Source organism: Cupriavidus necator A5-1 (assembly GCF_000744095.1).
Taxonomy (GTDB): domain Bacteria; phylum Pseudomonadota; class Gammaproteobacteria; order Burkholderiales; family Burkholderiaceae; genus Cupriavidus; species Cupriavidus necator_A.
In genome coordinates this window covers 2,818,124-2,842,702 of sequence record NZ_JQLI01000001.1, presented here as the reverse complement: position 1 = coordinate 2,842,702, position 24,579 = coordinate 2,818,124, and the positions used below count along the sequence as shown (strand labels likewise).

The window sequence follows — 24,579 nt, the reverse complement described above, 5'->3', positions numbered from 1 at the left end:
GCTACCGGCTCAACGCCGCGTCGCCGCATCGAGCATGGCATGCAGCAGCACATTGCAGCCGGCTTCGAGGTGCTCCGGCCTGGCGTCCTCGATCTCGTTGTGGCTGATGCCGTCCTTGCAGGGCACGAAGATCATCGCGGCCGGCGCCACGCGCGCCAGGTAGACCGCATCATGGCCGGCGCCGCTGATCACGTCCATTTCGGAGAGCCCGAGCCGCCTTGCTCCGCCACGCACCGCCGCGACCAGCCGGTCGTCAAAGTGCTGCGGCGGGAAGTACACCACTTGCCGCACGTCGATGGCGATGCCGCTGCGCGCGGCCAGCGCCCCGGTCGCGGCATGCAAGGCCGCGTCCATGGCGGACAGCACGGTGTTCTCGGCTGCGCGCAGGTCGACCGTCATCGAAACCTTGCCGGGGATGACGTTGCGCGAGTCGGGATGTACGTTCAGGCAGCCAACCGTGCTGCGGCCGTGCGGCGGATGGTCCAGCGCGATGCGGTTCACGATACCGACCAGCTCCGCTGCGGCGAGCAGCGCATCCTTGCGCAGGCTCATCGGCGTCGGCCCGGCATGGGCTTCCATCCCGGTCAGCACCACGTCGTACCAGCGCTGGCCAAGGGCGCCGGTCACCACGCCGATGGTGGTGTCATTCGCCTCAAGCACCGGACCTTGCTCGATATGCGCTTCGAAGTAGGCGCCCAGGGGCCGCCCGCCGATCGGTTCCGGACCGGCATAGCCAATGGCCTGCAGTGCGTCGCCAACGCAGACGCCATCGCGGTCGCGCTGCGCCAGCAGATCCGCGAGCGCGAACTCGCCGATGAAGGCGCCGGAGCCCATCATGACCGGGACAAAGCGTGAGCCTTCTTCGTTGGTCCAGACCGCCACCTCGATCGGCGCGTCGGTCATGATGCCGGCATCGTTCAGCGTGCGCACCACTTCGATGCCGGCGAGCACCCCGTAGTTGCCGTCAAACTTGCCGCCCGTGGGCTGGGTGTCGATATGGCTGCCGGTCATGACCGGCGGCAGCGTGTGGTCACGCCCCGCACGGCGCGCAAAGATATTGCCGATCGCATCGACGCGGATCGTGCATCCCGCGGCCCTGGCCTCGGCGACAAAGAAATCGCGGCCCTGGCGGTCGAGGTCGGTCAGCGCCAGTCGGCATACGCCGCCCCTGGGCGTGGCGCCGATCCCGGCCAGGCGCATCAGTGTGTGCCACAGGCGTGCGCCGTCGATACGCAGGTCATTCCGTGTCCCTGCGGAAGCCGGGGGCGTGCGGGTGGCTGGCATGGTAGTCATGGCATCTCTCTTGTCGGTCGGCCGGCGCGCCGGCCAGCTTGATCGGGTTCAGGCCGCCAGGCCCACGCCGAGATATCGGTCCTTGACCGCCTCATCGGCGCGGAATGCGTCATTGCTGCCGGTGTAGACGACCCGGCCTTGCTCGATGATCACGTGCCGGTCGGCCAGTTGCGTGCAGACCTGCAGGTTCTGCTCGACCAGCAGGATCGGCACGCCCGCCGCCTTGATCACCTTGAGCTGGGCCACGATCTCTTCCACGATCACCGGGGCCAGTCCTTCCACCGGCTCGTCGAGCATCAGCAGGCGAGGGTGGTTCATCAGGGCGCGCCCGATGGCGAGCATCTGCTGTTCGCCGCCGGAAAGCTGCGCGCCGCCATTGCTGCGCCGCTCGCGCAGCCGCGGGAAAATGCGGTACACATCATCGAGCTGCCACGGCGAATCGCGGCGCGCGGCCAGCTTGAGGTTCTCCTCGACGGTCAGCAGCTTGAAGATGCCGCGGTGCTCGGGAACGAAGCACAAGCCTTCGGCGGCGATCCGGTGCGGCGGCATGCCGGCGACATGCTTGCCGCGAAAGACGACCCGGCCGCCGCCCTTTGGTCCCTTCGGCTGGACGATGCCCGCAATCGCCTTGAGCGTGGTCGACTTGCCGGCGCCGTTGCGCCCGAGCAGCGTCACCAGTTCGCCCTCGCCAACGGCCAGCGATACGCCCTGCAGCACATGGCTCTTGCCGTAGTAGCCATGGATCTCCTGTACGTCGAGCATCATCCCTGGCCCCCGGTGATCATGTTGCCGAGGTAGGCGGCCCGCACCCGCGGGTCGCCGCGCACGACGGCGGGCGCGCCTTCCATCAGTACCTTGCCCTGCTGCATCACAGTGATGGTGTCGGAGATGTCCATGACGATATCCATGTTGTGTTCGATCAGCACGACCGTGTGGTCCTGCGCGAGGCCGCGGATCAGCCGCTTCATCGCGCCGAGATCATCGACGCCCATGCCCGAGGTAGGCTCATCCAGAAAGATCGCCCGGGGCCGCGCGGCCAGCGCCATGCCGACTTCGAGCCGCCGCTGCTGGCCGTGCGAGAGCACGCCCGCCGCACTGCCGGCGACGCGGGTCAGCTCCAGGCGTTCGAGCACCTGGTCGACGACCTGGGCGCAAGCCAGGTCGCCAGCAGCCAGCCGCCACCCGTTCATCGCCTTGCGCGGCGACGTGCCCAGTGCGGCCAGCCGCAGGTTTTCCCGCACGGGAAGGCTGGGGAAGAGGCTGGTGACCTGGAAGGAGCGGGCAATGCCGCGCTGCACCCGCTGGTAGTCGGTCTCGCTCGTGATGTCCTTGCCGTCGAACACGATGCGGCCCGCGCTGACCGCGCGTGTGCCGGTCAGCATGTGGAACAGCGTGGTCTTGCCGGCGCCGTTCGGGCCGATCACCGAGTGGATCGTGCCGGGCATCACGCGCAGGTCGACCCCGCTCAGCGCCATGAACTTGCCATACTGCTTGACGATGCCGGTGGCTTCGAGAATCGGGGTGCTCATGCACTTTCCTCCTGCGTCACGGGGGCGCGGCGCACGCCGTGCAGGCGATCCGAGATCGAGGCACCCAGCCCCCACAGCCCGCGCTGCATGAACAGGCTGACCGCGATCAGCAGGAAGCCGAGCAGCATCAGCCAGCGCGGCCAGAGCGTGGACAGCCAGTCCGCCAGCAGCACGTAGAAGGCCGCACCGAGCACCGAGGCGAAGATATTGCTGGTGCCGCCGATCACGGTCATGACCAGGATCATCTCGCTGGCGTGGTAGTCGATATTGGTCAGCGGCGCGATGCCGGTCAGCATGGCATGCAGCGCGCCGGCCAGGCCGGTTACCGCGCCGGAGATCATGAAGGCCTGCAGCTTGAACAGCCGGATGTTGTAGCCCACCGCAAGCGCGCGTTCCTCGTTGTCGCGGATCGCAAGCAGGGTCCGGCCGAGCACCGATTCCGTGACGCGCAGCACGAGGAAGAACACCAGCAGGAACAACACGGCGACGAAGCCATAGAACTGCCAGGGCGACGCCAGCGAGAGGAGGGCGTTGCCGGCAACCGACAGCGGCGGACGCGGGATGTCGAGCAGGCCGTTGTCGCCGCCGGTGATCCCCGGCGCGGTGTAGGCCAGGAAGTAGAACATCTGGGCGAACGCGAGCGTCAGCATCACGAAGTACGTGCCCCGCTGCCGTATCGAGAACCAGCCGACCAGGGCGGCGGCCGCCGCACCGACCACGATCGCCAGCAGCAGGGCAACCGGCATCGGCAAGTCGGCACGCGTCAGCGCCAGCCCGACCGCGTAGCTGCCCAACCCGAAGAAGATCCCCTGGCCGAACGACAGCAGCCCGGTGTACCCCAGCAGCAGGTTGCAGGCCATCGCCGCCATCGCATAGATCAGCACCTCGGTCGCGAGCGTGCCGGACCGCATCGTCAGCGGCAAAAGCAGCGCGACGCCCAGCGCGAGCCACCAGAAGCGGTAGCGCACCAACCATTGTTTGCCCGATGCCATCATCCCCTCCCAAGCAGGCCATGCGGACGCAGCAGCAGGACCGCGGCCATGGCGACATAGATCATCAGCCGCGCGCCTTCCGGCCACAGCGTACTCATCAGGCTCTGCACGATACCGACGAGCAAGCCGCCCACCAGCGCGCCGGTAAAGCTGCCCATGCCGCCCACCACGACCACGATGAACGCCACGCCCAGCGCCTCCACGCCCATGAAGGGCTCCGCGCCGCGGATCGGTGCCGCCAGCACGCCGGCGATCGCAGCGGTGGCCGCGCCCAGCGCGAACATCAGGCTGAACAGGCGGAACACATTGATGCCGAGCAGCGACACCATCTCGGCGGATTCACTGCCGGCGCGCACGGCGCTGCCAAGGCGCGTGCCTTCCAGCAGCCACCACAGGCCCAGCGCGAGCAGGCCGGTGAAGCCGATGACGAACAGGCGGTACTTCGGATAGACGAAGTCGCCCCACATCACCACGCCCTGCAACGCATCCGGCGGCGGCACGTCGACGCCCAGTGGTCCCCAGCCGACGATGATCAGTTCCTGGATAGCCAGGGCCAGGCCAACCGTGACCAGGATGTGGAATTCATGCGGCTGCGCGTAGACGTAACGCAGCATGACCTTCTCGGTCAGCCATGCCAGCGCGCCGATCACGAGCGGCGCGACGACCAGTGCCACCCAGAAGTTCAGCCCGAACTGCAGCGCCTGGAAGCAGAGGTAAGCGCCCAGCGCATAGAACGCGCCGTGCGCGAAGTTGACGAAGCGCAAGAGGCCGAACACGATCGACAGCCCTACCGCCAGCAGGAAGTAGAGCATGCCGATCCCGACGCCGTTGATCACCTGCAACAGATAGACGTTCATGAGGTCGTGCGAATGAAGGAAGCCGCCGTGCCGTGCGTGGCAGCGCGGCGCGGTGCTTCTAGTGCTTCGGTATGCCCGGTCAGCGGGGCAGGCGCCCCGCAAGCGTCAGGCCATCTTGCATTGGGTCTGGTCGACCGGCAGGAACGCCTTGCCCACGCTCACCACCTCGGCGTAGTCGTCCTTGTCCTTCATGCGCGATTTGGCCTTGCCCTTGAGCAGGTAGTAGTTCTTCAGCACCTGGTGGTCGGCGGCGCGGATTTCTTCCGGCCCGGTCAGGCCTTCATATTTCATGCCCTCCAGCGCGGCGACCACCGCCTTGGGATCGGCGCTGCCGGCCTTGATCATGCCGTCGACCATGATCTTGGTGCAGATGTACGAGCCGGCCAGGCTGTAGTTGGGATTGGCCTTGAACTTATCGTTGGCGCGCTTGACCAGCTCGCGGTTCAGCGGGGTATCGACGCCGTGCCAGTACTGCGCCCCGAAATAGACGCCCTCGCACAGGTCAGCACCAAGCGATTCAAACTGCTCCAGCCCCGAAGCCCACGCCACCAGGATGGTGGTGTTCTTCTTCATGCCGAAGCTGATGGCCTGGCGCAGCGTGTCGGACGACTGCGAGCCGAAGTTCAGGATCAGCAGCACGTCCGGTTTGGCCGCCAGCGCGTTGGTCAGGTAGCCGCTGAACTCTTTTTCGGTGAGGGCGTGGTAGCTGTTGCCGACATGCTCGATGCCCTTTTCCTTGAAGATCGCCTTGGCTGCGGACAGCAGACCGTCGCCGAACACATATTGCGGCGTGATGGTGTACCAGCGCCTGGCCTTCGGCATCGATTCGATCAGCGGCCGCACGGTCCGCTCGATCGCGCCATAGGTCGGCACCGACCAGCGGAACGTCGCGCGGTTGCAGTCCTTGCCGGTGATCTCGTCGGCGCCGGCGGTGGTCACGAACACACCGCCGAACTTCTCGGCCTCCTTGCCCATGGCAAGCGACTCGGACGACAGGATGCCGCCGGCGAAATAGCGCGCGGTCTTCTGCTGTGCCAGTTCCTGCACCTTGCGCACGGCAGTGGCGGGCTTGCCCTCGGTGTCGAGCACGCTGTACCGCAGCGGCCGGCCCAGCACCTGGCCGTACTGCTCGATGGCGAGCTTCATGCCCAGGTCCGCGAACTTGCCGTTGGCCGCGAAGGCACCGGACATCGGCACCGGGCAGCCGAATTCCAGCGCTTCGCCCGCGGCAAACACGTTACGGCCATGGATGAGGGAGGCAGGAACGGCAGACAGCGCCGCCAGTTTCAACAGGTCACGACGATTCAAGGCTCACTCCTCGGTATGTGGGGGGATCGGGCTGCGCGGGGCGAAAGCCTGGTCCCGCCGTGTCACCGGCGCTCCACCGTCTCCCCGACATGCATTCGGTGATTTCCGCCCGGGCGCCGACTTGCCCGAGCAAGAATCGAACCTGTTTATTCTATTTATCATGATAAATAGAATAGAATCATATTAGGAGTGGGCCAAAGTCGTTGTCAACAAAAGGGATCTCAGGGTTTACGCACCCGTGTTGGCGGTGTTCGGTGGACGGCGTTCAGCTGGAGAACCCGTTGGTTGCGCGTCAAAACGGAGCACGCAGGAGCACTAGAATGAGAACGCCGCAACCTGGTGGGGATGCATGTGGTGCGCAAGTTATTTCAAGGAAAGAGGCAATGGCGATGTTTCGCGAGGGCACGAGTGGCGCCATCGAAATCCGCAAGCAGAAGCGCGCGGACCTGGTGGCGGAGGAACTCAAGCGACTGATCACGCAGCGCAACCTGCGCCCCGGGGACAAGCTGCCGCACGAAGGCAAGCTGCAAGCGATGTTCTCAGTCAGCAAGAGCACCATCCGCGAGGCCTTGAAATCACTCGAGGTGCAGGGGCTGATCAGCGTCACCACCGGACCGGCCGGCGGCGGCACCATCGTGGAAGTGCCGCTGGACCGCACCTTCCAGCTGATGCAGAACTACCTGTTTTTCAAGGACGTAGGGATCGCGGATATCTACACCGTGCGGCGCCTGCTAGAACCCGAACTCGCGGCGGGAGCGGTGCTCCACCTGACGGAGGATGACTTCCGGGCACTGGAGCGTACGATCGATCTCTGCGACCCGGCATCCGCCGCGGCCGCAACCCCGCTGCTCGACCAGCGGCAGGAAGACCTGACCTTCCACGACATTCTTGCCGCCGCCAATCCCAATCCGATGCTGCGCTTCTGCTGCGAACTGATCAATGAAATGATCCGCCAGCTGGTGGTGTTCGGCAACGACACGCCTGCCTGCGAGCACGAGCGCTTTGGCGCGGCCAACGTGGTGTTCCACAAACGCATCGTCGCAGCCGCTCGCGACCGCGATGCGGAGACGGTACGGTCCCTGATGTCGGCCCATATGGACGAGTGCACGCATTACGTGACACGTATGAATGGCCGCATCCATGGCCGCCTCGTGCTCGATTCCGAAATGCCCCGGCGCGGCCGGCTAGTGCGGGCAGACGAGGCCCGCCCGGGTCCTGGGGGACACATCGGCGCAGGCGTGCGATCATGACCTACACTAAAAAAGCGTCTTTCGCGTGCTCGGGTGCCGCTCTGACGCAAGCAACGTGGCTGGCAACCGATTGAAGCGGGCGAATGACGATGGCTCGGGCAACACACTGTCACTTGCTGCCTGAATTCATCTGGAACTGATGTTCAAGAAGGGGGCATCATGTTGCAAGCCAGTGAAATCCAAAAGCGGTTTACCCATCTGCAGCAAACCATCAGCGAGGCCTCAAAAACCTGCCACGCCGACGCGACCATTCCTACAGACTTGATGACCTGGATGGATGAGCTCGATAAGGAATGCAAATCGGCAACGAGGGTCATGTCGTCCAAGGATGACGATCGGATCCGCCAGTGGGTCGATGATCTCGAACGGATCGGCGATCGCGCAGAGCGCGCTTGTCTGCAGGCCGGCGGCCTCGATGCAAAGGTGAAGGATGCAATCACCTCGATGCATTCGGAACTCTCTGACCTGAAGCACCAGCTGCACTGACCTGACTGACCGCCCCGGCCCAATTCGCCGGGGCGATTTCCACTTTGCCGCCGTCAACCGGGGTGAATGCAGGCAGAATTGCAGCATTCACACACTCAAACTCACCATGACCAGCCTCGACCCAACGGCAATCAAAAACTGGCACGCGCATGTGTATTTCGATGCGTCAAGCCGCGATGCGGCGTGGGCGCTCAGGGAAGTCATCGCGGTACGCTTCGGTGCCGTCGCGCAGATAGGCCGTTTCCATGAACGCCCCGTAGGTCCCCATCCGCTGTGGTCGTATCAGCTCGCGTTCGACCGCGAACACTTCAGCAGCATTGTCGAATGGCTGACGCTGAACCACGGCATGCTGGATGTATTTCTCCATCCGAACACGGGTGACGCCTTGCGCGATCATCGCGATGCCGCCAACTGGATCGGCCACTCCCATCCGTTGAACCTGGCAGCGCTGGGCGGGTAGCAAGACCGACAGCTTCCCAGCCGCAGTCCTGCTAGCCCGCGCACCGCTCAGCCGACAAAAGCCTTTTCCAGTACGAAGTGGCCCGGCTCGCTCATATTGCCTTCGAGGAAGCCGCGCGCCTCCAGCAGGCCCCGGACTTCCTTGAGCATATCGGGGCTGCCGCACAGCATGACGCGGTCGTTTTCGGTGGAGAACGAGGGCACATCGATCCGCGCGAACAGTTCGCCCGATTCGATCAGTTCGGTGATGCGGCCGCGATTGTGGAAGTCCTCGCGCGTGACGGTGGGGAAATAGACCAGCTTTTCGCGGACCAGGTCGCCCAGGTATTCATGCTGCGGCAGATGTTGGGAAAGCAGTTCGCGATAGGCCAGTTCTTCGACATAACGGCAGGTGTGGGTGAGCACGATCTTGTCGTAGCGCTCATACACGTCAGGATCGCGGATGATCGACAGGAACGGCGCCAGGCCGGTGCCGGTGGCGAGCAGCCAGAGGGTCTTGCCGGGCAGCAGGTTGTCGACCAGCAGCGTGCCGGTCGGCTTCTTGCCCACGAAGATCTGGTCGCCCTCGCGCAGGTGCTGCAGGCGCGAGGTCAGCGGGCCGCCCGGCACCTTGATGCTGAAGAATTCCAGGGTGTCTTCGTAGTTGGGGCTGGCGATGCTGTAGGCCCTGAGCAGCGGGCGGCCATTGACTTCCAGGCCGAGCATGGCGAACTGGCCATTCTCGAAGCGAAAGCCCGGGTCGCGCGTGCAGGTGAAGCTGAACAGCGTGTCGGTCCAGTGGTGAACGGTGAGTACGGATTGTTGGTAGAGATTGCTCATGGAGAAAAACGCCCCGCCGCAAGGCCGGTAGGCAAGAGTGGTAACCAGAAAACAAGGCCGCGCCAGTCAGCGCCGGTCCGCAAGACGGCGGATCACCGAGATGAGAATGATCCACTTCCTCGGCCGTATTGTAGAACGCCTGCGAGGGACGCGCCGTGCGTCGACGCCGAAGCGGCGCAGGATGGGCTGGGCGCGGTAATAGCCTGAGCGTACGGCAACGCCTTCGTCATTGAGCGCGCGGCCGGTAGCACGGACGGCCCCGGCACAGGAGGCAGCACTACGAGCCGCCCAGGTCCTTAGGCCAGAAGGTAATCAGGATGTTGGCGGGCGCGACGCCGTTCTCGTCGCGCGGCAGCGGGTCGGATCGCGACACCGCGCGCAGGACAGCGCTATCCCAGGCCGCATTGCCGCTTGACTTGGCGAGCCTGGTCGACAGCACCGAGCCGTCCGGCGCCATATGCACGGCGACTACCGCAGCAGGATTGCCGCTGACTTCTTCGTTGAAGATGATGTTGGGCTTGACCCGCTGTCGCACCCGCTCGGCATACCCGGACGAAGCCTTCGCGGCGGAGCCGGTGCCGGCCCCGGAGCCGGCACTGCCTGCCTGCGCCTGCGCCTGCAGCCGTGCCAGTTCGCTATGGCGCTGGGCAGTGCTGGCCTGGCGCTGCGCTTCCGCCGCCTTGCGTTGTGCCTCCTTACGGTCAGCCTCTGCGCGGGCCCGGCTCTCGCGCTGCGCTTGGGCTTCCTCGCGCGCGGCACGCTCGGCCTTGCGCTGTTTCTCCTGCAGCGAGATGTCGGCCTCTTCCTCTTCGACCGGCTTCACGCTCGGCACCGGCGTGGTTGGCGGCTCTGTCATTGCCGTTTCCGGGATGGCGTCCCACAGTTCGGCCGTGACACCCTCCGGCGCTGCGCTGCGCCAACGCACGCCGTAATAGAGCAGGACACCCAGCAGCAGGTGCATGAGCAGGGCGAGCAGGAAGCACGTCAAGGTGCCCCGTTCACGCACGGGCTGATAGGGATAGGCGACGTTCTGCATGGATCGCGCGTCTTGTCGCTGCTCGTTTCCGGGCTTCTTTTGCCTATGCACCGGTCGAGACGCCAGCGCCGCCGGCCGGCTCGTCTACGTGCCGCTCCAGTTTCAGGTACGAGTCGGCCGCGACCAGGCCGAACACGATGTGGGCAATGGCGGTCACCCAGCCTCGCGCTTCAGCAAACCAAGGGAAGGCCGCGGTCATTCCGTGGAAATTGACCAGGTACAAGACGAGGCCGAAAACCGCTCCCACCAGCGACGCCATCCCGACGCTCGAATCGAAACGGAACGGCGCCATGATCGTTGCCAGGATCAGCGCGAACACGACGGAGAGAACGAAGTGGACCACCACGGCTGCGACCAGCACGCTCATCTGGAAGGTGGCGGCTTGCGCCAGCACGTCAGGCCCCAGCATGATGGCGGCGATCATGGTCAGCGGTTTCCAGACACTGACCCCCATCAACATGGCCGCGAGCAGATCAAGAACGAGGAATACCACCCCGGCGACGATGCCAGCCAGCGCCGCCGCGCGCCAGTCGGGCCACCGGTGCGCGTAGCGATGCGATTGCATATGAAGTTCCATGACATCCTCCTTTGATGCGGCAGAAACCAAAGCCGCTTTCCAAGGCGCAACTTCATTTTATGGGGTGCAACCGCATGAACCAAGGTAGGAGGAATTGGCGCGCGTGTTTGTTCTGGCGAGATCCGTAGCGCTGCAGCTAAAAGAGACGTAAACAGTACTTTTGGTAAATGGTCAGTGCGGTAGGCTGCGCTGATGAAGCAACTGGCCGTGGGCCGCGCGCGACAATGCTGTCGCGCCCAAGCGCGCCTAAAGCAGTTGGGGCCGTGGCGCCCGTTTCGATCCCTCCGAATCGCCGGGTCGGAAAAGTCGTCGCGCAGCCGGGCATGCCGGCGCGACGGCATCCGTCTTCACGTCGGCCGCGCAGGCATCCCGACGGTGGCGTTACCCGCTGCCGACCAGCTTTTCTCGTCCAGCGGCGACCAGCTTGCCGCCTTGCCATCCAGGCGGTGCATCCGCTGGTCCGACCGGGCCGTGAGGAAGTCCTCCGGGACGGGGCAGCTGAAGACACTGTTGCTCAGCGTGTACTCGGCGGCCAGGCGGCCGATGGGCTGCAATCCGGCCGTATCCACGCGCCCACGTTCCAGCCAGAGCGCATCTCGGATATGGAACCGGGTAACGCGGCCGATGACGAGATGATCGCCTGCCTCGCCCATTGGCAGGATCCGGTCGACCTTGCACTCCATCGACACCGGTGCCTCGGCAACGCGTGGCGGGCGCACGGTAATGCACGGTGCCTTGGCCAGGCCGGCGACGTCGAATTCATCTGTCTCCGGATCATGCTCGACCGATGACAGGTGCATCTGGTTCACCTGAGGCAGCGAGACGATATTGATGACGAACTCGCCGGTTTCGCGTGCGTTGATCAACGTGTCCTTCAGTCGCACGCGGTCCGAGCGAGGCTGGATGGTCAGGCTGACCATGGGCGGATTGCGGGATACGACCGTGAAGAATGAGAACGGGGCAAGGTTGGCCACGCCAGTGGTTGAGACGGTCGAGGCCCAGCCGATCGGGCGCGGTACCACGCTGCCGATCAGAATCTTGTACAAGGCGTCGGTATCTAGCGTGGTCGGATCGATTTCCATTAAGTGTCTCCAGGCGGCGCCAGGCTGCGTGCGCCGGCGCCCGCGGTGTCGGAAGCATGCCGTCGGTACGGCGCGGATCAGGAAAGCTGGAGCTTGGGAAAGCGCCTCGGTTCGCGCCCTTCGAGCACATCGCGTCCGCGCGCGGTATCGGCATAGATGCGTCCGTAGACGATCTTTCCGTCCCTGACCCGAAACAGGAACAGGTGCTCGTTCTCCATCGAAAAACCACGCTTGGTCTTCGCCCGCGCGATCACGGGAACGATGACATAGTCTTCGGCCTCGAGAATGGCCCGTGCATCGTAGTTGAAGTACTCGTACTCCTGGTACACGTGCTTCCAGAAGGCCTGGAACTCAGCCTTGCCGTTGTAGGTGCCGCCGTATGGCAGCGAGTCCGAGAACTCGAACACGACATCGTCGGCGAGTACATTGAGCAGGTCGGTCTTGTCGTTCTTCTCAAAGCCGGTCAGCGCTTTCCTGCAGGCCTCGATGATCTGGGGGTTCGTCATGTCTGTCTCCTGTTTCGACATTGCGTGGTGAAGTACTATAAGAGCATATGCTCGTATAACGGTTAAAAAAAGGGCGGTCTCGTCACGCGGGGACCGCGTCACGGGCACGCCTGGATTACGCAGTCATCAGGCCACGCCGGCCTCCGCCCAGGGCTCGAACCCCGTCGTGAGGACCGCACGCATGGCCTCGCGCAAATTGGCGGCCTTGCGTTCCCCATAGGCAGTTTCGAATTCGCTCTGGACCGCCGACCACAGGGGGAATGCCTGGCGATAGCGCGCCATGCCCGCCCTGGTGACCGAGGTATTCTTGGCGCGCCGGTCGACACCGGGCGCCATGCTGACCAGGCCGTCGCGTTCGAGTGGCTTCAGGTTCGTGGCGAGGGTGGTGCGATCCATTGCCATCTCGGCAGCCAGCTCGCCGATGGTGAGCGGACCGTGATTCGCGAGCTTGTGAAGAATGGAAAACTGCGTCGCGCGCAGGTTCACCGGCTGTAGTGCCTTGTCATACACCGCGGTGAGGTAGCGGGCCGCCTGACGCGCTGCCAGGCAATTGCACCGGCCATCAAACTCGTCCATTGCCTTGCTGGAGACTGTCATGGGCGTATCGCGTAGTGAATCGCATATTGAATCTGTCAATTTTTTATCATACGAGAATATGCGCGTATATGCAAGGCGACGCAGCCTGCGCGCGTGCTAGGGGTCAAGCGCGGGCTGGCAGGCCAAGGAACGAAGCCATGACGCCTGCGGTTTGCCCGGGCTGCTCCATCTGCGGCCAGTGACCGGAGTCTTCGATCAGCGCGAACCTGGCGCCGGGAAAGCGCGCTTCGTGCGCCTGCGCCACCATCTCGACCGGAATGACGGGATCTTCCTTCGCGGCGATCACGAGCATTGGACCGCTGAAGGTGCAGGGCGCATTGCCGCTTGGGTGGCCGCCTGTGAAGGCGTCGTAGTAGCCCTGTACGGCGGCTTTTCCCATGATGGTCGCGGGATCCACCAACCGCTCGAGCTGATGCTGCGGTAGCCGGCGCGAGAACATGTTCCGGATCGCACGCTGGGCCTGCGCATCGCCTCCGCAGTCCCGCAACAACGCGCGGACTTCGTCCGGCAACGTATTGCCAGCCAGCGGTGTCGGGGTGACGAGCACCAGGGCTGCGGTGCGCTCAGGCAGGCGCGCTGCCACGAGTTCGGCGATCTGCGCGCCCATGCTGTGGCCAACCAACGCCACGGCCTTGAGATCGTGCTCACGAATCAGCTGGACCACATCTGCGACCGCTTGCTCAAGGGAGTAGGGGCCTTTTGCATCGCGTAGTGCGCCCGCACCACGCAGGTTCGGCGCGACGATGGCCGCCACTTTCGGTTGCCATTGCCCGATCAGCGGTTCCCAGCCCACGTGGCTGTCGAGGAATCCGTGAATCAGCACCAGGGAATCCGGCACGCGTTGGGGGAGTGCTGTGGCCTGCGACACGGACATGATTCGCCTCCTGAAAGAATTACTTGTACGAAGTATCGTGCTGCCATATTATGAGTATATGCTCGTAATGTAAAGGAGGTTCCGATGGTGACCAGGAGCGATGTCGAGTTCCAGGCCGGGGATGGGATTACGTTGCGCGGCTGGCTGTTCACGCCTGCCGCGCCGGGGAAGCGCCCCGCGATCTCGATGTGTCATGGCTTTGCCGCGGTCAAGGAGCACGGACTGGAGCCATTTGCGCGAGCCTTTGCGCAGGCCGGCTTCGTTGTGCTCGTGCATGACCACCGCAACTTCGGCGCGAGTGATGGAGCGCCCAGGCACGACATCGACCCGATGGTGCAGGTTGCCGACTGGCGCGTTGCGCTGAGCTACCTTGCCGCGCGTCCGGAGGTGGATCCCGATCTGCTTGGCATCTGGGGCAGCAGCTACAGCGGTGGCCATGCCCTGATCCTGGCCGCGACCGACCGGCGGGTGAAATGCGTGGTCTCGCAGGTGCCAACCATCAGCGGCTCCGAACAAGGCCGGCGCCGGGTGCGTCCCGAGGCCTTGCCCGCGTTGTTAGAGATGTTCGCTGCCGACCAGCGCGCACAGGAGGGTGGCGCACCGCCCCGGATGCAGGCCGTAGCCAGCGCGGATGCCACTACACCGGCGGCTTATCGCTCCGCCGACTCCATCGCCTTCTATACCCAGGACCTCGGCGGCGCCGCCTGGATCAACGCTGTCACGCTTTGCTCGACCCGCGCCGCGCGCACCTACGAGCCAGGCGAATGGATCAGCAAGATCGCCCCGACGCCGTTGCTGATGATCGTTGCCAGCGACGACGACATCACGATGACTGACCTGGAAGTCGATGCCTTTGCGCGCGCTGCCAAGCCGAAGCGGCTCGTGATGATCCCGGGCGGCCACTTCGCTGCATACAGCGAGCAATTCGCGGTAGCCAGCGTTGCCGCTGTCAACTGGTTCCAGCAGCACCTCAGCGGCGTACCGAGCCCGCAGGGCTGACCCCAAAGCTTCACCAACCGGAGAGATCCAATGCCTGTATTCCACGCACATATCCCCAAAGGCCGCTACTCGCGCGAGCAGAAGATCGCGATCGGCAACGCACTGAACCGCTCGCTGGTGGTCGCACTGGACATCCCGCACGGCGATCGCTTCATCGTGCTCAGCGAGCACGGCGACGACGAATTGTTTATCGATCCCACCTTCATGGGCATGGAGCGGTCAGCCGGCGCGATGATCATCACGGTCCTTGTCGGCGCGCACCGCCCGGCCAGTGACAAGCAGGCGCTGATGGCGGAAATCTGCCGGCAGCTCAAGGACGCCGCCGGCATCTCGCCGGACGACATCTTTATCGCATTGGTCCCGGTCCCGAACGAGAACTTCTCCTTCGGCCGCGGCATCGCCCAGCTGGCGGACAAACCGCCGCAGTGGTGAAGGCCGGCGACAACCACAGAAGCCCATATAAACAGGAGACAACCATGCATGCACGATTCCCGCGGGCGCTCGCCTGCCTGTGCGCTGTGCAGGCCGCTGCCGTGCTGGGCACGGTGGCGGGCCCCGCCAGCGCCGAGAATTTTCCTTCGCGTCCGATCTCGATCAAGGTGGCTTACTCCGCCGGCGGCGGGGCGGATGTCGCCACGCGACAGCTGGCGGCGCCGCTGCAGCGCGCCATCGGCCAGGCGGTCGTGGTAGAGAACCTGCCCGGCGCGGGCGGCTCGGTCGCGACGATGGCCTACTTCAAGGGCCCGGCGGATGGCTACACGCTGCTGGCGCTTACCGGCAACGACGCCATCCTCAATCCGCTTGCGCTGTCGTCCGCCAAGTATCGTCCGGAGGACCTCCGGCTGGTGCATCCGCTGATCTTCTCGGACTTTGTCCTCGTCACCGCGATGGACCGTGCGCCCAAGGGGATCGACGAACTGGTCGCCATGGCAAAGCGCCCCGGTGCGAAGGAATTCTCCTTCGGGAACTGGGGGATGGGCACCACCCCGCACCTGGCGGCGGCCGACCTACGCGTCCAGACGGGTATTGCCTCGCTTGATGTTCCCTATAAGGGCGGCGCGCCCATCATCCAGGACCTGCTGGCCCACCAGCTGGATTTCGCCTTCCTGCCGCTGGCTGGCAGCACGCTCGAGATGATCCGCAGCGGCAAGCTCAAGGCGGTGGCGATGGCCACGCGCCAGCGCAATGCAAGCCTGCCGGATGTGCCGGCGGCCGGCGAAAGCAAGCTGCTTAAGAACTTCGACTACAAGGTCTGGCCCGGGATCTTCGTGCGCAAGGAAACGCCTGAGCCGATCGTGGCGATGCTGCATCAGCAGATTTCCGCCATCGTTAACAGCGCCGCATATCAGCAGTGGTCGCGGGACACGGGCAACCAGCCCATGGTGCCGATGACGCTCACCGCGGCGGAAGCCTTCTACCAGGCCGAACGGCAACGCAATGCGCGCGTCGTTGCGTCGATCAAGCTGAAGCCGCAATAAGGGGCGCAGTCATGACGTACCTCGGCGATGGCGCATGCCCGGATCACGACTTAGTGCCGGTGCCCTGGCCGGACCACAGCGTGGTGTGGATCGAGAGAAGCCAGCAGCCGCACTACCATGCCGGGCTGCGCATGGGCTCTCTCGTGACAATGACCTGCGCGGTGCTGGTGCTGGTATGGATGCTGTTACCGTAGCGACCTGACGCGGCCGGGCGCGATGCGCCAGGCCAGCCGCCTGCCACGCCGGCTCGCTCACACTGCCCGATGAGCGCGATCGACGTTGCTGCCTGAACCTGGGGCATGCGCGCACTCCTTCACACTACCGCGATTCTTCCGTACGGATGAAGAGTGTTTTCCGGACGCGCTATTTCCTTCCGGCGCGCGGATCACTACGCTTTCGCACACCCGTATCCCGCGACGCGAAGGAGAGCATGCCCCCGGCCGATCGAGCGCGAAGCAATCAGGGCCCTGCTGCAGGCTGCCTACGAAGGCACGCGACCGGCATGAGGCCTTCCACGCGGAATCCACGGTGAAAAACGCGAAACAGGAGCAAGAGCATGAAGATTGGCTTTATCGGAACCGGCAAGATTGGCTTGCCGATGGCACGGCATCTTGCCGCGGCTGGCCATGAGGTCCTGGTATTCGACGTAGCGCCAGACCGGGTGGCGGCAGCGCGGCAAGCCGGCCTGTCCGCCGCGCCGTCGCTTGCTGAAGCGGTGGCCGAGGCAGAGGTGGTGTTCAGTTCCATGCCAAACGATGCCGCGTTCACGGCCGTTTCCGCCCAGGTCGCTGCCGCCGCCAGGGCGGGTGCGCTCTACATCGACACCAGCACGATCTCTCCGCAAACATCGGCCGCCGCAGCCCCGCTGCTGGCTGCGCGCGATATCGGCTACCTGCGCGTCACCGTATCGGGCAACAACCACATGGCCGAGGCGGCCAGACTGACCGCCCTGGTGTCGGGGCCGGCTGCCGCCTACGAGCGCGTCACGCCGCTGCTGGCCGCGCTGGGCCCGGCGCAGTTCTATCTCGGCGAGGCCGAGGAGGCGCGCCTGATGAAGCTGGTCGTCAACCTCCTGATCGGCCTGACCAGCGGCATGCTGGCCGAAGCGCTGACGCTGGGCAAGAAGGGCGGCCTGGACTGGGCGGCGATGTGGGAGGTGATCACCGCCAGCGCGGTGGCCTCGCCGATCGTCAAGGCAAAGTCCGCGCAACTGGCCGTGCATGACTACACGCCTACCTTCACGGTGGACCAGATGCTCAAGGATGTCGGCCTGATCCTGGACGCCGGCGCGCAACTACGCGTGCCGATGGGACTGACCGCGTTGCTGGGCCAGATGCTGCAGGGCGCTGCCGCACAGGGCATGGCGGGCGACGACTATGCCGCCGTGATCAAGTCGGCAGGACTGGCCGCCGGACTGCAGCCGGGCTAGGCATGCCCCGTGCCAGCGCTGGCCTACGAGGTCCACTTGCGCTCGTAGTCCATGCGCTGGAAATGGCTGACCAGGAACTCGATAAACAGCCGCACCCGTGCCGGCAGGTGGTTCCTGGTCTGGAAGGCGATATTGACGGTCAGCCTGGGCAGGTCCCAGTCGTCGAGCACCGGGATCAGCCGCCCCGCCACGATGTCGTCGTAGATAATGTACTTCGGCTGCACCAGGATGCCCATGCCTTCCAGCGCGGCCGCACGCAGCACTTGGCCCTCGTTGGACTCCATCTTGCTCGGCACGGTCACCACGCGTTGTTCGTCGCCCCGGGTGAACGCCAGTTCGTTGGGGCGGTTGGCGTAGGCGTAGATCATCATCTCATGGTTGACCAGGTCTTCCACGCTGCGCGGCGTCCCCTTGCGGTCCAGATAGCGCGGCGAGGCCGCCAGGATCCGCCGGGTTTCCGCCAGGCGGCGCACGGTCAGGTTGGAGTCGGGTTCGAACTCGCGCGTGCGGATGGCCAGGTCGATGCCGCTGTCCATGATGTCGTAGTAGCGGTTGGCGGTCAGGATATTGACGTTCAGCTTCGGGTATAGCGCGGTGAACTCCGGCATCAGCGGCGCCAGGTGCTTCATCGCGAAGGACACCGAGGCCGTGATGGTGAGCGTGCCGCTGGGCTCCAGCACCGTGGCGCTGACGTCGGCCTCGGCCTCTTTCATCTCCGCCAGCACCCCCTTGCAGCGCTTGAAGAACTCCTCGCCCACCTGGGTTAGGAAGAGCCGGCGCGTATTGCGCTCGACCAGCCGCGCGGACAGCCTTTGCTCCAGCGAACTCAGGTACCGGCTTGCCGCGGCGTTCGAGATCTCCAGGCTTTCGGCAGCCTTGGTAATGCTGCCGAGTTCGGCGGTTTGTACAAACAGCTCAATTTCGGTCCAGCGGTCCATGCCTTGTCTCCGCGCCTTCTCCGCTCGCCAGATTCTCCCGGCAAGTGGAAGAAAGATTTCCTGATACGTCGTTTTTTTCCATTTTTGGCCAGTATAGACTGGCTCCCATGCTGTCCGCAAACGTTTGCATCTGGTGACGGCTGGCACAAGTACACAACGCTGAAAAAGCGGAGGCGGCGGCACCCCGGCCAGCCGCCAGGCCAAGGAGACAAAGGGCATGACGCGTACCCTCATTCGCGGGGCGACGCTCGTCACGATGGAGGCCGCCCATGGCGAGTTCATTGGTGACCTGCTGATCGAAGGCGAGCGCATCGCCGCCATCGCGCCGCATATCGACGCACCCGCTGCCGCGCAGATCGATGCGCGCGGCTTTATCGTGGCGCCCGGCTTCATCAACGCCCACATGCACACCTGGCAGACCGCGCTGCGCGGCGTGGCCGCCGGCTGGACGCTGACCGAATACTTCCGCCGGATGCATGCCGGCCTGGCGACGCGCTTTACTCCGGAAGATATCCATATCGCCACGCTGGTCGGCGCGTGGAACCAGCTCGACTGCGGTACGACCACCCTGGTCGACTGGTGCCACAACAATCCCACCCCCTCCCATAGCGATGCCGCGCTCGACGCGCTGGAGCAGTCGGGCATCCGCGCGGCCTTCCTGCACGGCTCGCCCAAGCCGGACCCCAGGCCCGGCGTTGCGCCGTTCTGGGAAACCCCGCATCCGCGCAGCGAGGTCGGGCGCCTTGCGCGGCGGCTGCAGGGCTCCAGCCTGGTAAGCCTGGGCCTGGCCATACTCGGCCCGCACTATTCCACCATGGAGGTGGCGCTGCACGACTTTGCCCTGGCGCGCGAGTTCGGCCTGCTGGCCAGCATGCACCAGGGTGGCGGCGCCGCGCGCACGCCCGACGGGTGGGAGCGGCTTGAGGCCGCCGGCCTGCTCGGGCCGCACATCAATATCGTGCACGGCAACAACCTGAGCGACGCGCGACTTGCGCGCTTTGTCGACGCGGGCATGAGCTTCTCGCTGACGCCGGAGAACGAGCTGACGCAGGGCCACGGCTTTCCCATCACGGGCCGGCTGCGCAAACTGGGTGCGGCGCCTTCGCTGGGTGTGGATCTCGAATCGGTCCTGTCCGGCGAGATGTTCATTGCCGCGCGGGTTGCGCTCGGCGTGCAGCGCGCGCTGGACCATGCTGTCTTCCGCGCGCAGCACGGCGAGATTGCCGCGAGCCACGAAGTGAGCTGCCGCGAGGCGCTGGAGTGGATCACCGTGGCCGGCGCGCGCATGCTCGGCATGGCAGATCGCATCGGCTCGCTTGCCGTGGGCAAGCAGGCCGACCTAGTGCTGATCGACGCGCGCCGGCTCAACATGATGCCGCTGCACGACCCGGTCGGCGCGGTGGTGATGCAGGCCAGCGTGGCCAATATCGACAGCGTGTTTGTCGGCGGCGTGGCTCGCAAGCGCCATGGCCACCTGCTGGTCGACGGGCTACCGGCGAAGCTGGAGGCGCTGCGCGCGTCCGGCGAGCGCCTGCTCAGCGCGCCTGTCCACGCATAAGAGGAGACCCTGATGAACGCGATCACCGAAGTGACGCCCCTGTTCGAGATGCGCGGCATCTGCAAGGGCTTTCCGGGCGTCAAGGCGCTCGACGATGTGTCGTTCGCGATCTACCCCGGCGAGGTACACATGCTGCTGGGCGAGAACGGCGCGGGCAAGTCATCGCTGATGAAGGTGCTGTGCGGGGTGTATGTGGCCGACGCCGGCGAGTTCTACCACCAGGGCCAGCGCGTCAGCGTGGCCAGTCCCGCCGATACGATGCGGCTCGGCATCGCCGTGATCTTCCAGGAATTCTCGCTGGTGCCTTACCTGGATATCGCACAGAACATCTTCCTCGGGCGCGAGCCGCGCGGGCGCGTGCCAGGCTCGGTCGCCCACGACCGGATGCATGCCGAGGCGCGCCGCCTGCTCGATATCCTGGGCATGGACCTGAGCACGCATACGCCCGTGCACCGCCTCGGGGTGGCGCAGCAGCAGATGGTCGAGATCGCCAAGGCGCTGTCGCAGGACGCCCGCATGCTGGTGCTCGACGAGCCCACCGCGGCGCTGTCAGACCGCGAGACCGAGAAGCTGTTCGCGGTGATCGGCAAGCTCAAGTCCGAGGGGGTGTCGATGATCTATATCTCCCACCGCATGGCCGAGGTGTTCGCGTTGGGCGACCGCATCACCGTGATGCGCGACGGCCGCAAGGTCGGCAGCTACCTGCCGGGCGAAGCCACGCCCGACGAACTGGTGGCACGCATGGTGGGCCGCAAGGTCGATATGAGCTACACCCGTGTGCGCGGCGGCCCCGTCGGGGAAATGGCGCTGGAGGTGAGCGGCGTCAGCGCCGACAACGGTATCGACGACATCGACCTGCAGGTGCACGCCGGCGAGATCGTCGGCCTGGCCGGGCTGGTGGGCTCGGGCCGCAGCGAGGTGGCCCGGGCCGTATTCGGCGCCGCCCCGATCCGCCAGGGCGAGATCCGCATCTTCGGCAAGCCGATGAAAGGCGGCCCCGACAAGGCGCGCGCGCTTGGCGCGGCCCTGATTCCGGAAAGCCGCAAGACCGAGGGCCTGGCGCTGATCCGCACCGTGCGCGACAACCTGCTGCTGGCCGGGCTGCGCCGCGCCTTCCCCGCGCACTGGTACCGCAGCGGCAAGGCCGACATGCTGGCCACGCGCGAGATCGGCCGCCTGCGCATCGCCACGCCCGGCGGCGACCAGCTTGCGCAGTTCCTGTCGGGCGGCAACCAGCAGAAGATCGTGATCGGCAAATGGCTGGTGGCCGAATCCAGGCTGTTTATCTTCGACGAGCCGACCCGCGGCATCGACGTGGGTGCCAAGGCCGAGATCTTTGCGCTGATCGATGGCCTGGTGAAGGCGGGCGCGGCGGTGCTGCTGATCAGTTCCGAGCTGCCGGAGATCATCAACGTTTGCGACCGGACCTATGTCATGCGTGAAGGCCGCATCGCCGGCCAGCTCTCGCATGCGGAAATGACCGAGGAAAGCATTTTGCAACTGGGGATGAACGATGCCTGATATGCCTGATACCCGTGCCCTGCCGCGCGTCGGGACACAGCCCCTTGTGACGGCAATCATGCCGGCGCTCGGCAAGCTGCCCGGCTCGGTCTGGGTCCTGCTGTTGCTGACGCTGGCCTTTGCCACCAGCGGCCAGGGCTTCCTGAGCGTGGCCAACCTGCTCAACGTCGGCACGCAGTCCACCATCCTGCTGCTGATCGCCTTGCCGATGACGCTGATCATCATGACGGAAGGGCTGGACCTGTCGATGGGCGCGGTGCTCACGCTGTGCGGCGTGGCGCTCGCCATGGTCATGGTGGCGACCGGCTCGCTGTTGCTCGCGCTGGGGGCGGCGCTTGGCGTCGGGCTGCTGTTCGGCGTGCTCAACGGCGCGCTGGTGGCCGGCCTGGGGATTCCGCCCTTCGTCGCCACGCTCGGCACGCTCGGCGTGGCGCAGGGGCTGTCGCTGGTCGTCACCGATGGCCAGAGCGTGGTGGGCATCGGCGACACCATTCCGCTGTTCTACTCGGGCGAGCTGCTCGGCATCCCGGTTCCGCTATGGATCGCCGTGGGGTGCTACGGACTGTTCCACTGGTTGCTCTATCGCACCCGCTTCGGCGCCTATGTGTTCGCCCTCGGCGGCAACCGCGAGGCGCTCAAGTTCGCCGGCGTGCGCATCCACCGCTGGCTGGTCACGGTGTACGCGCTGGGCGGCGTGATGGCGGGCATTGCCGCGCTGCTGCTGACCGCCCGCATGAACGCCGGCCATCCCACCGCGGCGATGGGGCTGGAGTTCGATGCCATCGCCGCGGTGGCGGTCGGCGGCACCACCTTCGATCGCGGCAATGGCTGGCTGCCGGGCACGGTGCTTGGCGTGCTGGCCGTCGGCGTGCTGCGCAACGGCCTGAACCTGGTCGGTGTGCAGTCCTCGGTGCAGGTGGCGGCCATTGGCGTGCTGGTGCTGGTGGTGCTGCTGATCGAATCCATCAAGGGGAAAGTATGAGCACCTTAACCGCATGGGCCCCGTTGTCGACGGACGCCCGCTCCTTTGCCTACCGGCTGTTTGCGCTCGGCCTGCTGTGCGCGGCGCTGGCGGTGGCGTCGGATGCCTTCCTGACGCTGAACAATCTGCTCAATGTGCTGCGCCAGGCCAGCCTGCTGTTCCTGCTGGCCTCGGGCCTGACGCTGGTGATCCTGACCGGCGGCCTCGATCTTTCGGTTGGGGCCAATGTAGCGATGTCGGCCTGCCTGGCAGCGAGCGTGATGAAGGCCACCGGGTCGACCATGCTTGGCGTGGGCGTCGGCCTGGGCAGCGGCGTGCTGATCGGGCTGGGCAACGGCCTGCTGGTGGCGGTGCTGCGCATCCCGCCCTTTATCGCCACCTACGGGATGCTGTGGGTGCTGCACGGCCTGACCTACTGGTTCATGGCCGGCGACACCATCCACGGCTTCGCGCCCGGGTTCCGCGCCATCGGCAGCGGCTACCTGTGGGGCGTACCGATCCCGGTGTTCCTGATGCTGGCGTTCCTGGTGGCGGGTACCGCGATGTCGCAGAAGACCACCTACGGCCAGGAGATCTACGCCATCGGCGCCAACCCCGTGGCCGCCAGGCTGTCGGGCGTGCCGGTCACGCGCCGGCTGGTGCTGGTCTATGCGGTGAGCGGGGCGATGGCAGGGCTGGCCAGCCTTGTGTTCCTGGCGCGGCTGAACTCTGCCGAGGGCGATATCGGCGAGACGCTGACATTGCCGGCTATCGCCGCGGTACTGATCGGCGGCACCTCGCTGTTCGGCGGCGTGGGCCGGGTTTCCGGCACGCTGGTGGGCGCCATCATCCTGACGCTGGTGCTCAACGGCATGAACCTGCTGACGGTCAGCGCCAACTGGCAGCCGCTGGTCACCGGGATCATCGTGGTGCTTGCGGTATTCCTCGACACCCTGTCGCGCCGCCGGCTCGGCACCCGCTAAGCGAGGCAGCAGCAATGCCGGCGCGGACCGCGCAGGCGCCATTCCAAGACCAAGGAGACAGACAATGCAAGCGCGTAACCTGAAGCAGATCGCCGCCATGTTGGCCTTTGGCGTGCTGGCCATGCCGGCCGCCCATGCCGACGGCGAACGGATCGCCGTCTTTACCAAGAACCAGACCAACCCCTATTTCCAGGTGCTGCGCCAGGGCGCTGACGCGGCGGCCAAAAGCATGAATGCGAAGGTCACGCACTATATCCCGACCAAGCCGGACAGCATTCCGGAGCAGATGAGCCAGATCGAGGACGTCATCGTCAAGAAGGCCGACGCCGTGGTGTTCGTGCCGGTGGACTACAAGGCGATGGGCCCGGGCGTGAAGAAGATCAATGCGGCCAATATCCCGGTGGTCAACGTCACGGACCGCAGCGATGTCGGCACCTTCGTGTCCTTCGTCGGCGCCAGCGACTACGAACTCGGCCTGAAGACCGCCAGCCACTTGTTCAAGGCCATGGGCGGCAAGGGCAATGTGGTGCTGCTCGAGGGCGTGAAGGGCTCGCTGACCAATGTCGATCGCGTGCGCGGCGTGCAGGATGCGCTCAAGGCCTTCCCCGGCGTCAAGCTGCTGGCCTCGCAGCCGGCCAACTACCAGCGTCTGCAGGCCTTGCAGGTGATGGAGAACCTGATGCAGTCGTATCCGCAGATCGACGCGGTGTTCGCCGCCAACGACGCCATGGCGATCGGTGCCATCGAGGCGCTGCAGGGGGCCAACCGCAAGGCGCTCGTCTCCGGCATCAACGGCACCAAGGAAGCGATCGACGCGATCAAGGCCGGCACCATGCTCGCCACCGGCGACTACAACGGTTTCGCCCAGGGCTGCCTCGGCACCATGGCGGCGATCCGCAAGCTGCGCGGGCAGCCGGTGAAGCAGGACATCGTGCTGCCGGCCACGGTGATCGACAAGACCAACTACCAGCCGCTCGACATCCCCGTGGAAAAGCGCGCCTGCCCGCGCTGGGAAGACGGCGCCAAGGCGTAGCGGCTGGCAGGCAA

27 protein-coding genes and 1 pseudogene are annotated in these 24,579 nt (G+C 65.4%); 13 read left to right on the top strand and 15 right to left on the bottom strand.

The window, feature by feature from the left end; all coding sequences use genetic code 11:
• Window positions 1-9: 9 nt before the first annotated feature.
• The 6 genes from K307_RS12640 to K307_RS12615 form a co-directional block, all read right to left on the bottom strand.
• Complete coding sequence (locus K307_RS12640) at window positions 10-1,293, bottom strand: Zn-dependent hydrolase (protein WP_155301135.1); 1,284 nt, start codon at window positions 1,291-1,293, stop codon at window positions 10-12.
• 48 nt (window positions 1,294-1,341) lie between these two features.
• Complete coding sequence (locus tag K307_RS12635; protein ID WP_042878621.1) at window positions 1,342-2,058, bottom strand: ABC transporter ATP-binding protein; 717 nt, start codon at window positions 2,056-2,058, stop codon at window positions 1,342-1,344.
• Window positions 2,055-2,822: an ABC transporter ATP-binding protein gene (locus K307_RS12630; protein ID WP_042878619.1), complete on the bottom strand. Its 768-nt coding sequence runs from the start codon at window positions 2,820-2,822 to the stop codon at window positions 2,055-2,057. The genes K307_RS12635 and K307_RS12630 overlap by 4 nt, the downstream gene beginning before the upstream one ends.
• On the bottom strand, window positions 2,819-3,814 hold the full coding sequence (locus tag K307_RS12625; RefSeq protein ID WP_042878617.1) for a branched-chain amino acid ABC transporter permease: 996 nt from the start codon (window positions 3,812-3,814) through the stop codon (window positions 2,819-2,821). Before K307_RS12625 ends, K307_RS12630 begins: the two co-directional genes overlap by 4 nt.
• Window positions 3,814-4,671 (bottom strand): branched-chain amino acid ABC transporter permease, encoded by an 858-nt coding sequence (locus K307_RS12620; protein ID WP_042878616.1) that lies wholly within the window; start codon window positions 4,669-4,671, stop codon window positions 3,814-3,816. Before K307_RS12620 ends, K307_RS12625 begins: the two co-directional genes overlap by 1 nt.
• Window positions 4,672-4,776: 105 nt before the next feature.
• On the bottom strand, window positions 4,777-5,979 hold the full coding sequence (locus K307_RS12615; RefSeq protein WP_042878614.1) for an ABC transporter substrate-binding protein: 1,203 nt from the start codon (window positions 5,977-5,979) through the stop codon (window positions 4,777-4,779).
• A 383-nt stretch (window positions 5,980-6,362) separates the two neighbouring features.
• Between K307_RS12615 and K307_RS12610 the strand changes: the two genes are divergently transcribed.
• From K307_RS12610 to K307_RS12600, 3 genes are all read left to right on the top strand, one after another.
• Complete coding sequence (locus K307_RS12610; RefSeq protein WP_051974841.1) at window positions 6,363-7,229, top strand: FadR/GntR family transcriptional regulator; 867 nt, start codon at window positions 6,363-6,365, stop codon at window positions 7,227-7,229.
• 159 nt (window positions 7,230-7,388) lie between these two features.
• Window positions 7,389-7,715 (top strand): hypothetical protein, encoded by a 327-nt coding sequence (locus tag K307_RS12605; protein ID WP_042878613.1) that lies wholly within the window; start codon window positions 7,389-7,391, stop codon window positions 7,713-7,715.
• 106 nt (window positions 7,716-7,821) lie between these two features.
• Window positions 7,822-8,175 (top strand): DOPA 4,5-dioxygenase family protein, encoded by a 354-nt coding sequence (locus K307_RS12600; RefSeq protein WP_042878612.1) that lies wholly within the window; start codon window positions 7,822-7,824, stop codon window positions 8,173-8,175.
• A gap of 47 nt (window positions 8,176-8,222) precedes the next feature.
• On the opposite strand, the gene K307_RS12595 is transcribed toward K307_RS12600, so the two are convergent.
• From K307_RS12595 to K307_RS12565, 8 genes and pseudogenes are all read right to left on the bottom strand, one after another.
• Complete coding sequence (locus K307_RS12595; protein ID WP_042878611.1) at window positions 8,223-8,993, bottom strand: ferredoxin--NADP reductase; 771 nt, start codon at window positions 8,991-8,993, stop codon at window positions 8,223-8,225.
• A 66-nt stretch (window positions 8,994-9,059) separates the two neighbouring features.
• Window positions 9,060-9,236 (bottom strand): annotated as a pseudogene (locus K307_RS49405) (aminotransferase class V-fold PLP-dependent enzyme); the annotation flags it as partial.
• Between the two features lie 34 nt (window positions 9,237-9,270).
• Window positions 9,271-10,029, bottom strand: a complete 759-nt coding sequence (gene tolA / locus K307_RS12590) for a cell envelope integrity protein TolA (protein ID WP_042878609.1) — start codon at window positions 10,027-10,029, stop codon at window positions 9,271-9,273.
• Between the two features lie 43 nt (window positions 10,030-10,072).
• Complete coding sequence (locus K307_RS12585) at window positions 10,073-10,606, bottom strand: hypothetical protein (RefSeq protein WP_042878607.1); 534 nt, start codon at window positions 10,604-10,606, stop codon at window positions 10,073-10,075.
• A 347-nt stretch (window positions 10,607-10,953) separates the two neighbouring features.
• On the bottom strand, window positions 10,954-11,688 hold the full coding sequence (locus K307_RS12580; protein ID WP_042878604.1) for a flavin reductase family protein: 735 nt from the start codon (window positions 11,686-11,688) through the stop codon (window positions 10,954-10,956).
• A gap of 77 nt (window positions 11,689-11,765) precedes the next feature.
• On the bottom strand, window positions 11,766-12,194 hold the full coding sequence (locus K307_RS12575) for a nuclear transport factor 2 family protein (protein ID WP_042878603.1): 429 nt from the start codon (window positions 12,192-12,194) through the stop codon (window positions 11,766-11,768).
• 126 nt (window positions 12,195-12,320) lie between these two features.
• Window positions 12,321-12,791: a MarR family winged helix-turn-helix transcriptional regulator gene (locus tag K307_RS12570; protein WP_042878601.1), complete on the bottom strand. Its 471-nt coding sequence runs from the start codon at window positions 12,789-12,791 to the stop codon at window positions 12,321-12,323.
• A gap of 103 nt (window positions 12,792-12,894) precedes the next feature.
• Window positions 12,895-13,665, bottom strand: coding sequence for an alpha/beta fold hydrolase (locus K307_RS12565; protein ID WP_051974840.1), 771 nt, complete (start codon window positions 13,663-13,665; stop codon window positions 12,895-12,897).
• A gap of 84 nt (window positions 13,666-13,749) precedes the next feature.
• Between K307_RS12565 and K307_RS12560 the strand changes: the two genes are divergently transcribed.
• From K307_RS12560 to K307_RS50610, 5 genes are all read left to right on the top strand, one after another.
• Window positions 13,750-14,664, top strand: coding sequence for an alpha/beta hydrolase (locus K307_RS12560; RefSeq protein ID WP_042878599.1), 915 nt, complete (start codon window positions 13,750-13,752; stop codon window positions 14,662-14,664).
• A gap of 30 nt (window positions 14,665-14,694) precedes the next feature.
• Window positions 14,695-15,096, top strand: a complete 402-nt coding sequence (locus tag K307_RS12555) for a tautomerase family protein (RefSeq protein ID WP_042878594.1) — start codon at window positions 14,695-14,697, stop codon at window positions 15,094-15,096.
• Window positions 15,097-15,140: 44 nt separating this feature from the next.
• On the top strand, window positions 15,141-16,142 hold the full coding sequence (locus tag K307_RS12550; RefSeq protein WP_051974839.1) for a Bug family tripartite tricarboxylate transporter substrate binding protein: 1,002 nt from the start codon (window positions 15,141-15,143) through the stop codon (window positions 16,140-16,142).
• 11 nt (window positions 16,143-16,153) lie between these two features.
• Window positions 16,154-16,336, top strand: a complete 183-nt coding sequence (locus K307_RS12545; protein ID WP_042878592.1) for a hypothetical protein — start codon at window positions 16,154-16,156, stop codon at window positions 16,334-16,336.
• Window positions 16,337-16,698: 362 nt separating this feature from the next.
• Window positions 16,699-17,571: an NAD(P)-dependent oxidoreductase gene (locus tag K307_RS50610; protein WP_042878590.1), complete on the top strand. Its 873-nt coding sequence runs from the start codon at window positions 16,699-16,701 to the stop codon at window positions 17,569-17,571.
• A gap of 23 nt (window positions 17,572-17,594) precedes the next feature.
• On the opposite strand, the gene K307_RS12535 is transcribed toward K307_RS50610, so the two are convergent.
• On the bottom strand, window positions 17,595-18,509 hold the full coding sequence (locus K307_RS12535; RefSeq protein ID WP_042878589.1) for a LysR family transcriptional regulator: 915 nt from the start codon (window positions 18,507-18,509) through the stop codon (window positions 17,595-17,597).
• 217 nt (window positions 18,510-18,726) lie between these two features.
• Between K307_RS12535 and K307_RS12530 the strand changes: the two genes are divergently transcribed.
• The 5 genes from K307_RS12530 to K307_RS12510 all read left to right on the top strand — a co-directional run bounded on the left by K307_RS12530 (window position 18,727) and on the right by K307_RS12510 (window position 24,565).
• The gene (locus K307_RS12530) at window positions 18,727-20,067 is read left to right on the top strand and encodes an amidohydrolase family protein (protein WP_042878587.1); all 1,341 of its coding nucleotides are present in this window, start codon (window positions 18,727-18,729) and stop codon (window positions 20,065-20,067) included.
• 12 nt (window positions 20,068-20,079) lie between these two features.
• Complete coding sequence (locus K307_RS12525; RefSeq protein WP_042878585.1) at window positions 20,080-21,588, top strand: sugar ABC transporter ATP-binding protein; 1,509 nt, start codon at window positions 20,080-20,082, stop codon at window positions 21,586-21,588.
• 1 nt (window position 21,589) lies between these two features.
• Window positions 21,590-22,570 carry an ABC transporter permease gene (locus K307_RS12520; RefSeq protein WP_080745007.1) on the top strand — a complete coding sequence of 327 codons (981 nt, stop codon included), beginning with the start codon at window positions 21,590-21,592 and terminating at the stop codon, window positions 22,568-22,570.
• Entirely contained in the window at window positions 22,567-23,532 is a 966-nt protein-coding gene (locus K307_RS12515) for an ABC transporter permease (protein ID WP_042878583.1), read from the top strand. The genes K307_RS12520 and K307_RS12515 overlap by 4 nt, the downstream gene beginning before the upstream one ends.
• A 64-nt stretch (window positions 23,533-23,596) precedes the next feature.
• The gene (locus K307_RS12510) at window positions 23,597-24,565 is read left to right on the top strand and encodes a sugar ABC transporter substrate-binding protein (protein ID WP_155301134.1); all 969 of its coding nucleotides are present in this window, start codon (window positions 23,597-23,599) and stop codon (window positions 24,563-24,565) included.
• Window positions 24,566-24,579 lie beyond the last annotated feature (14 nt).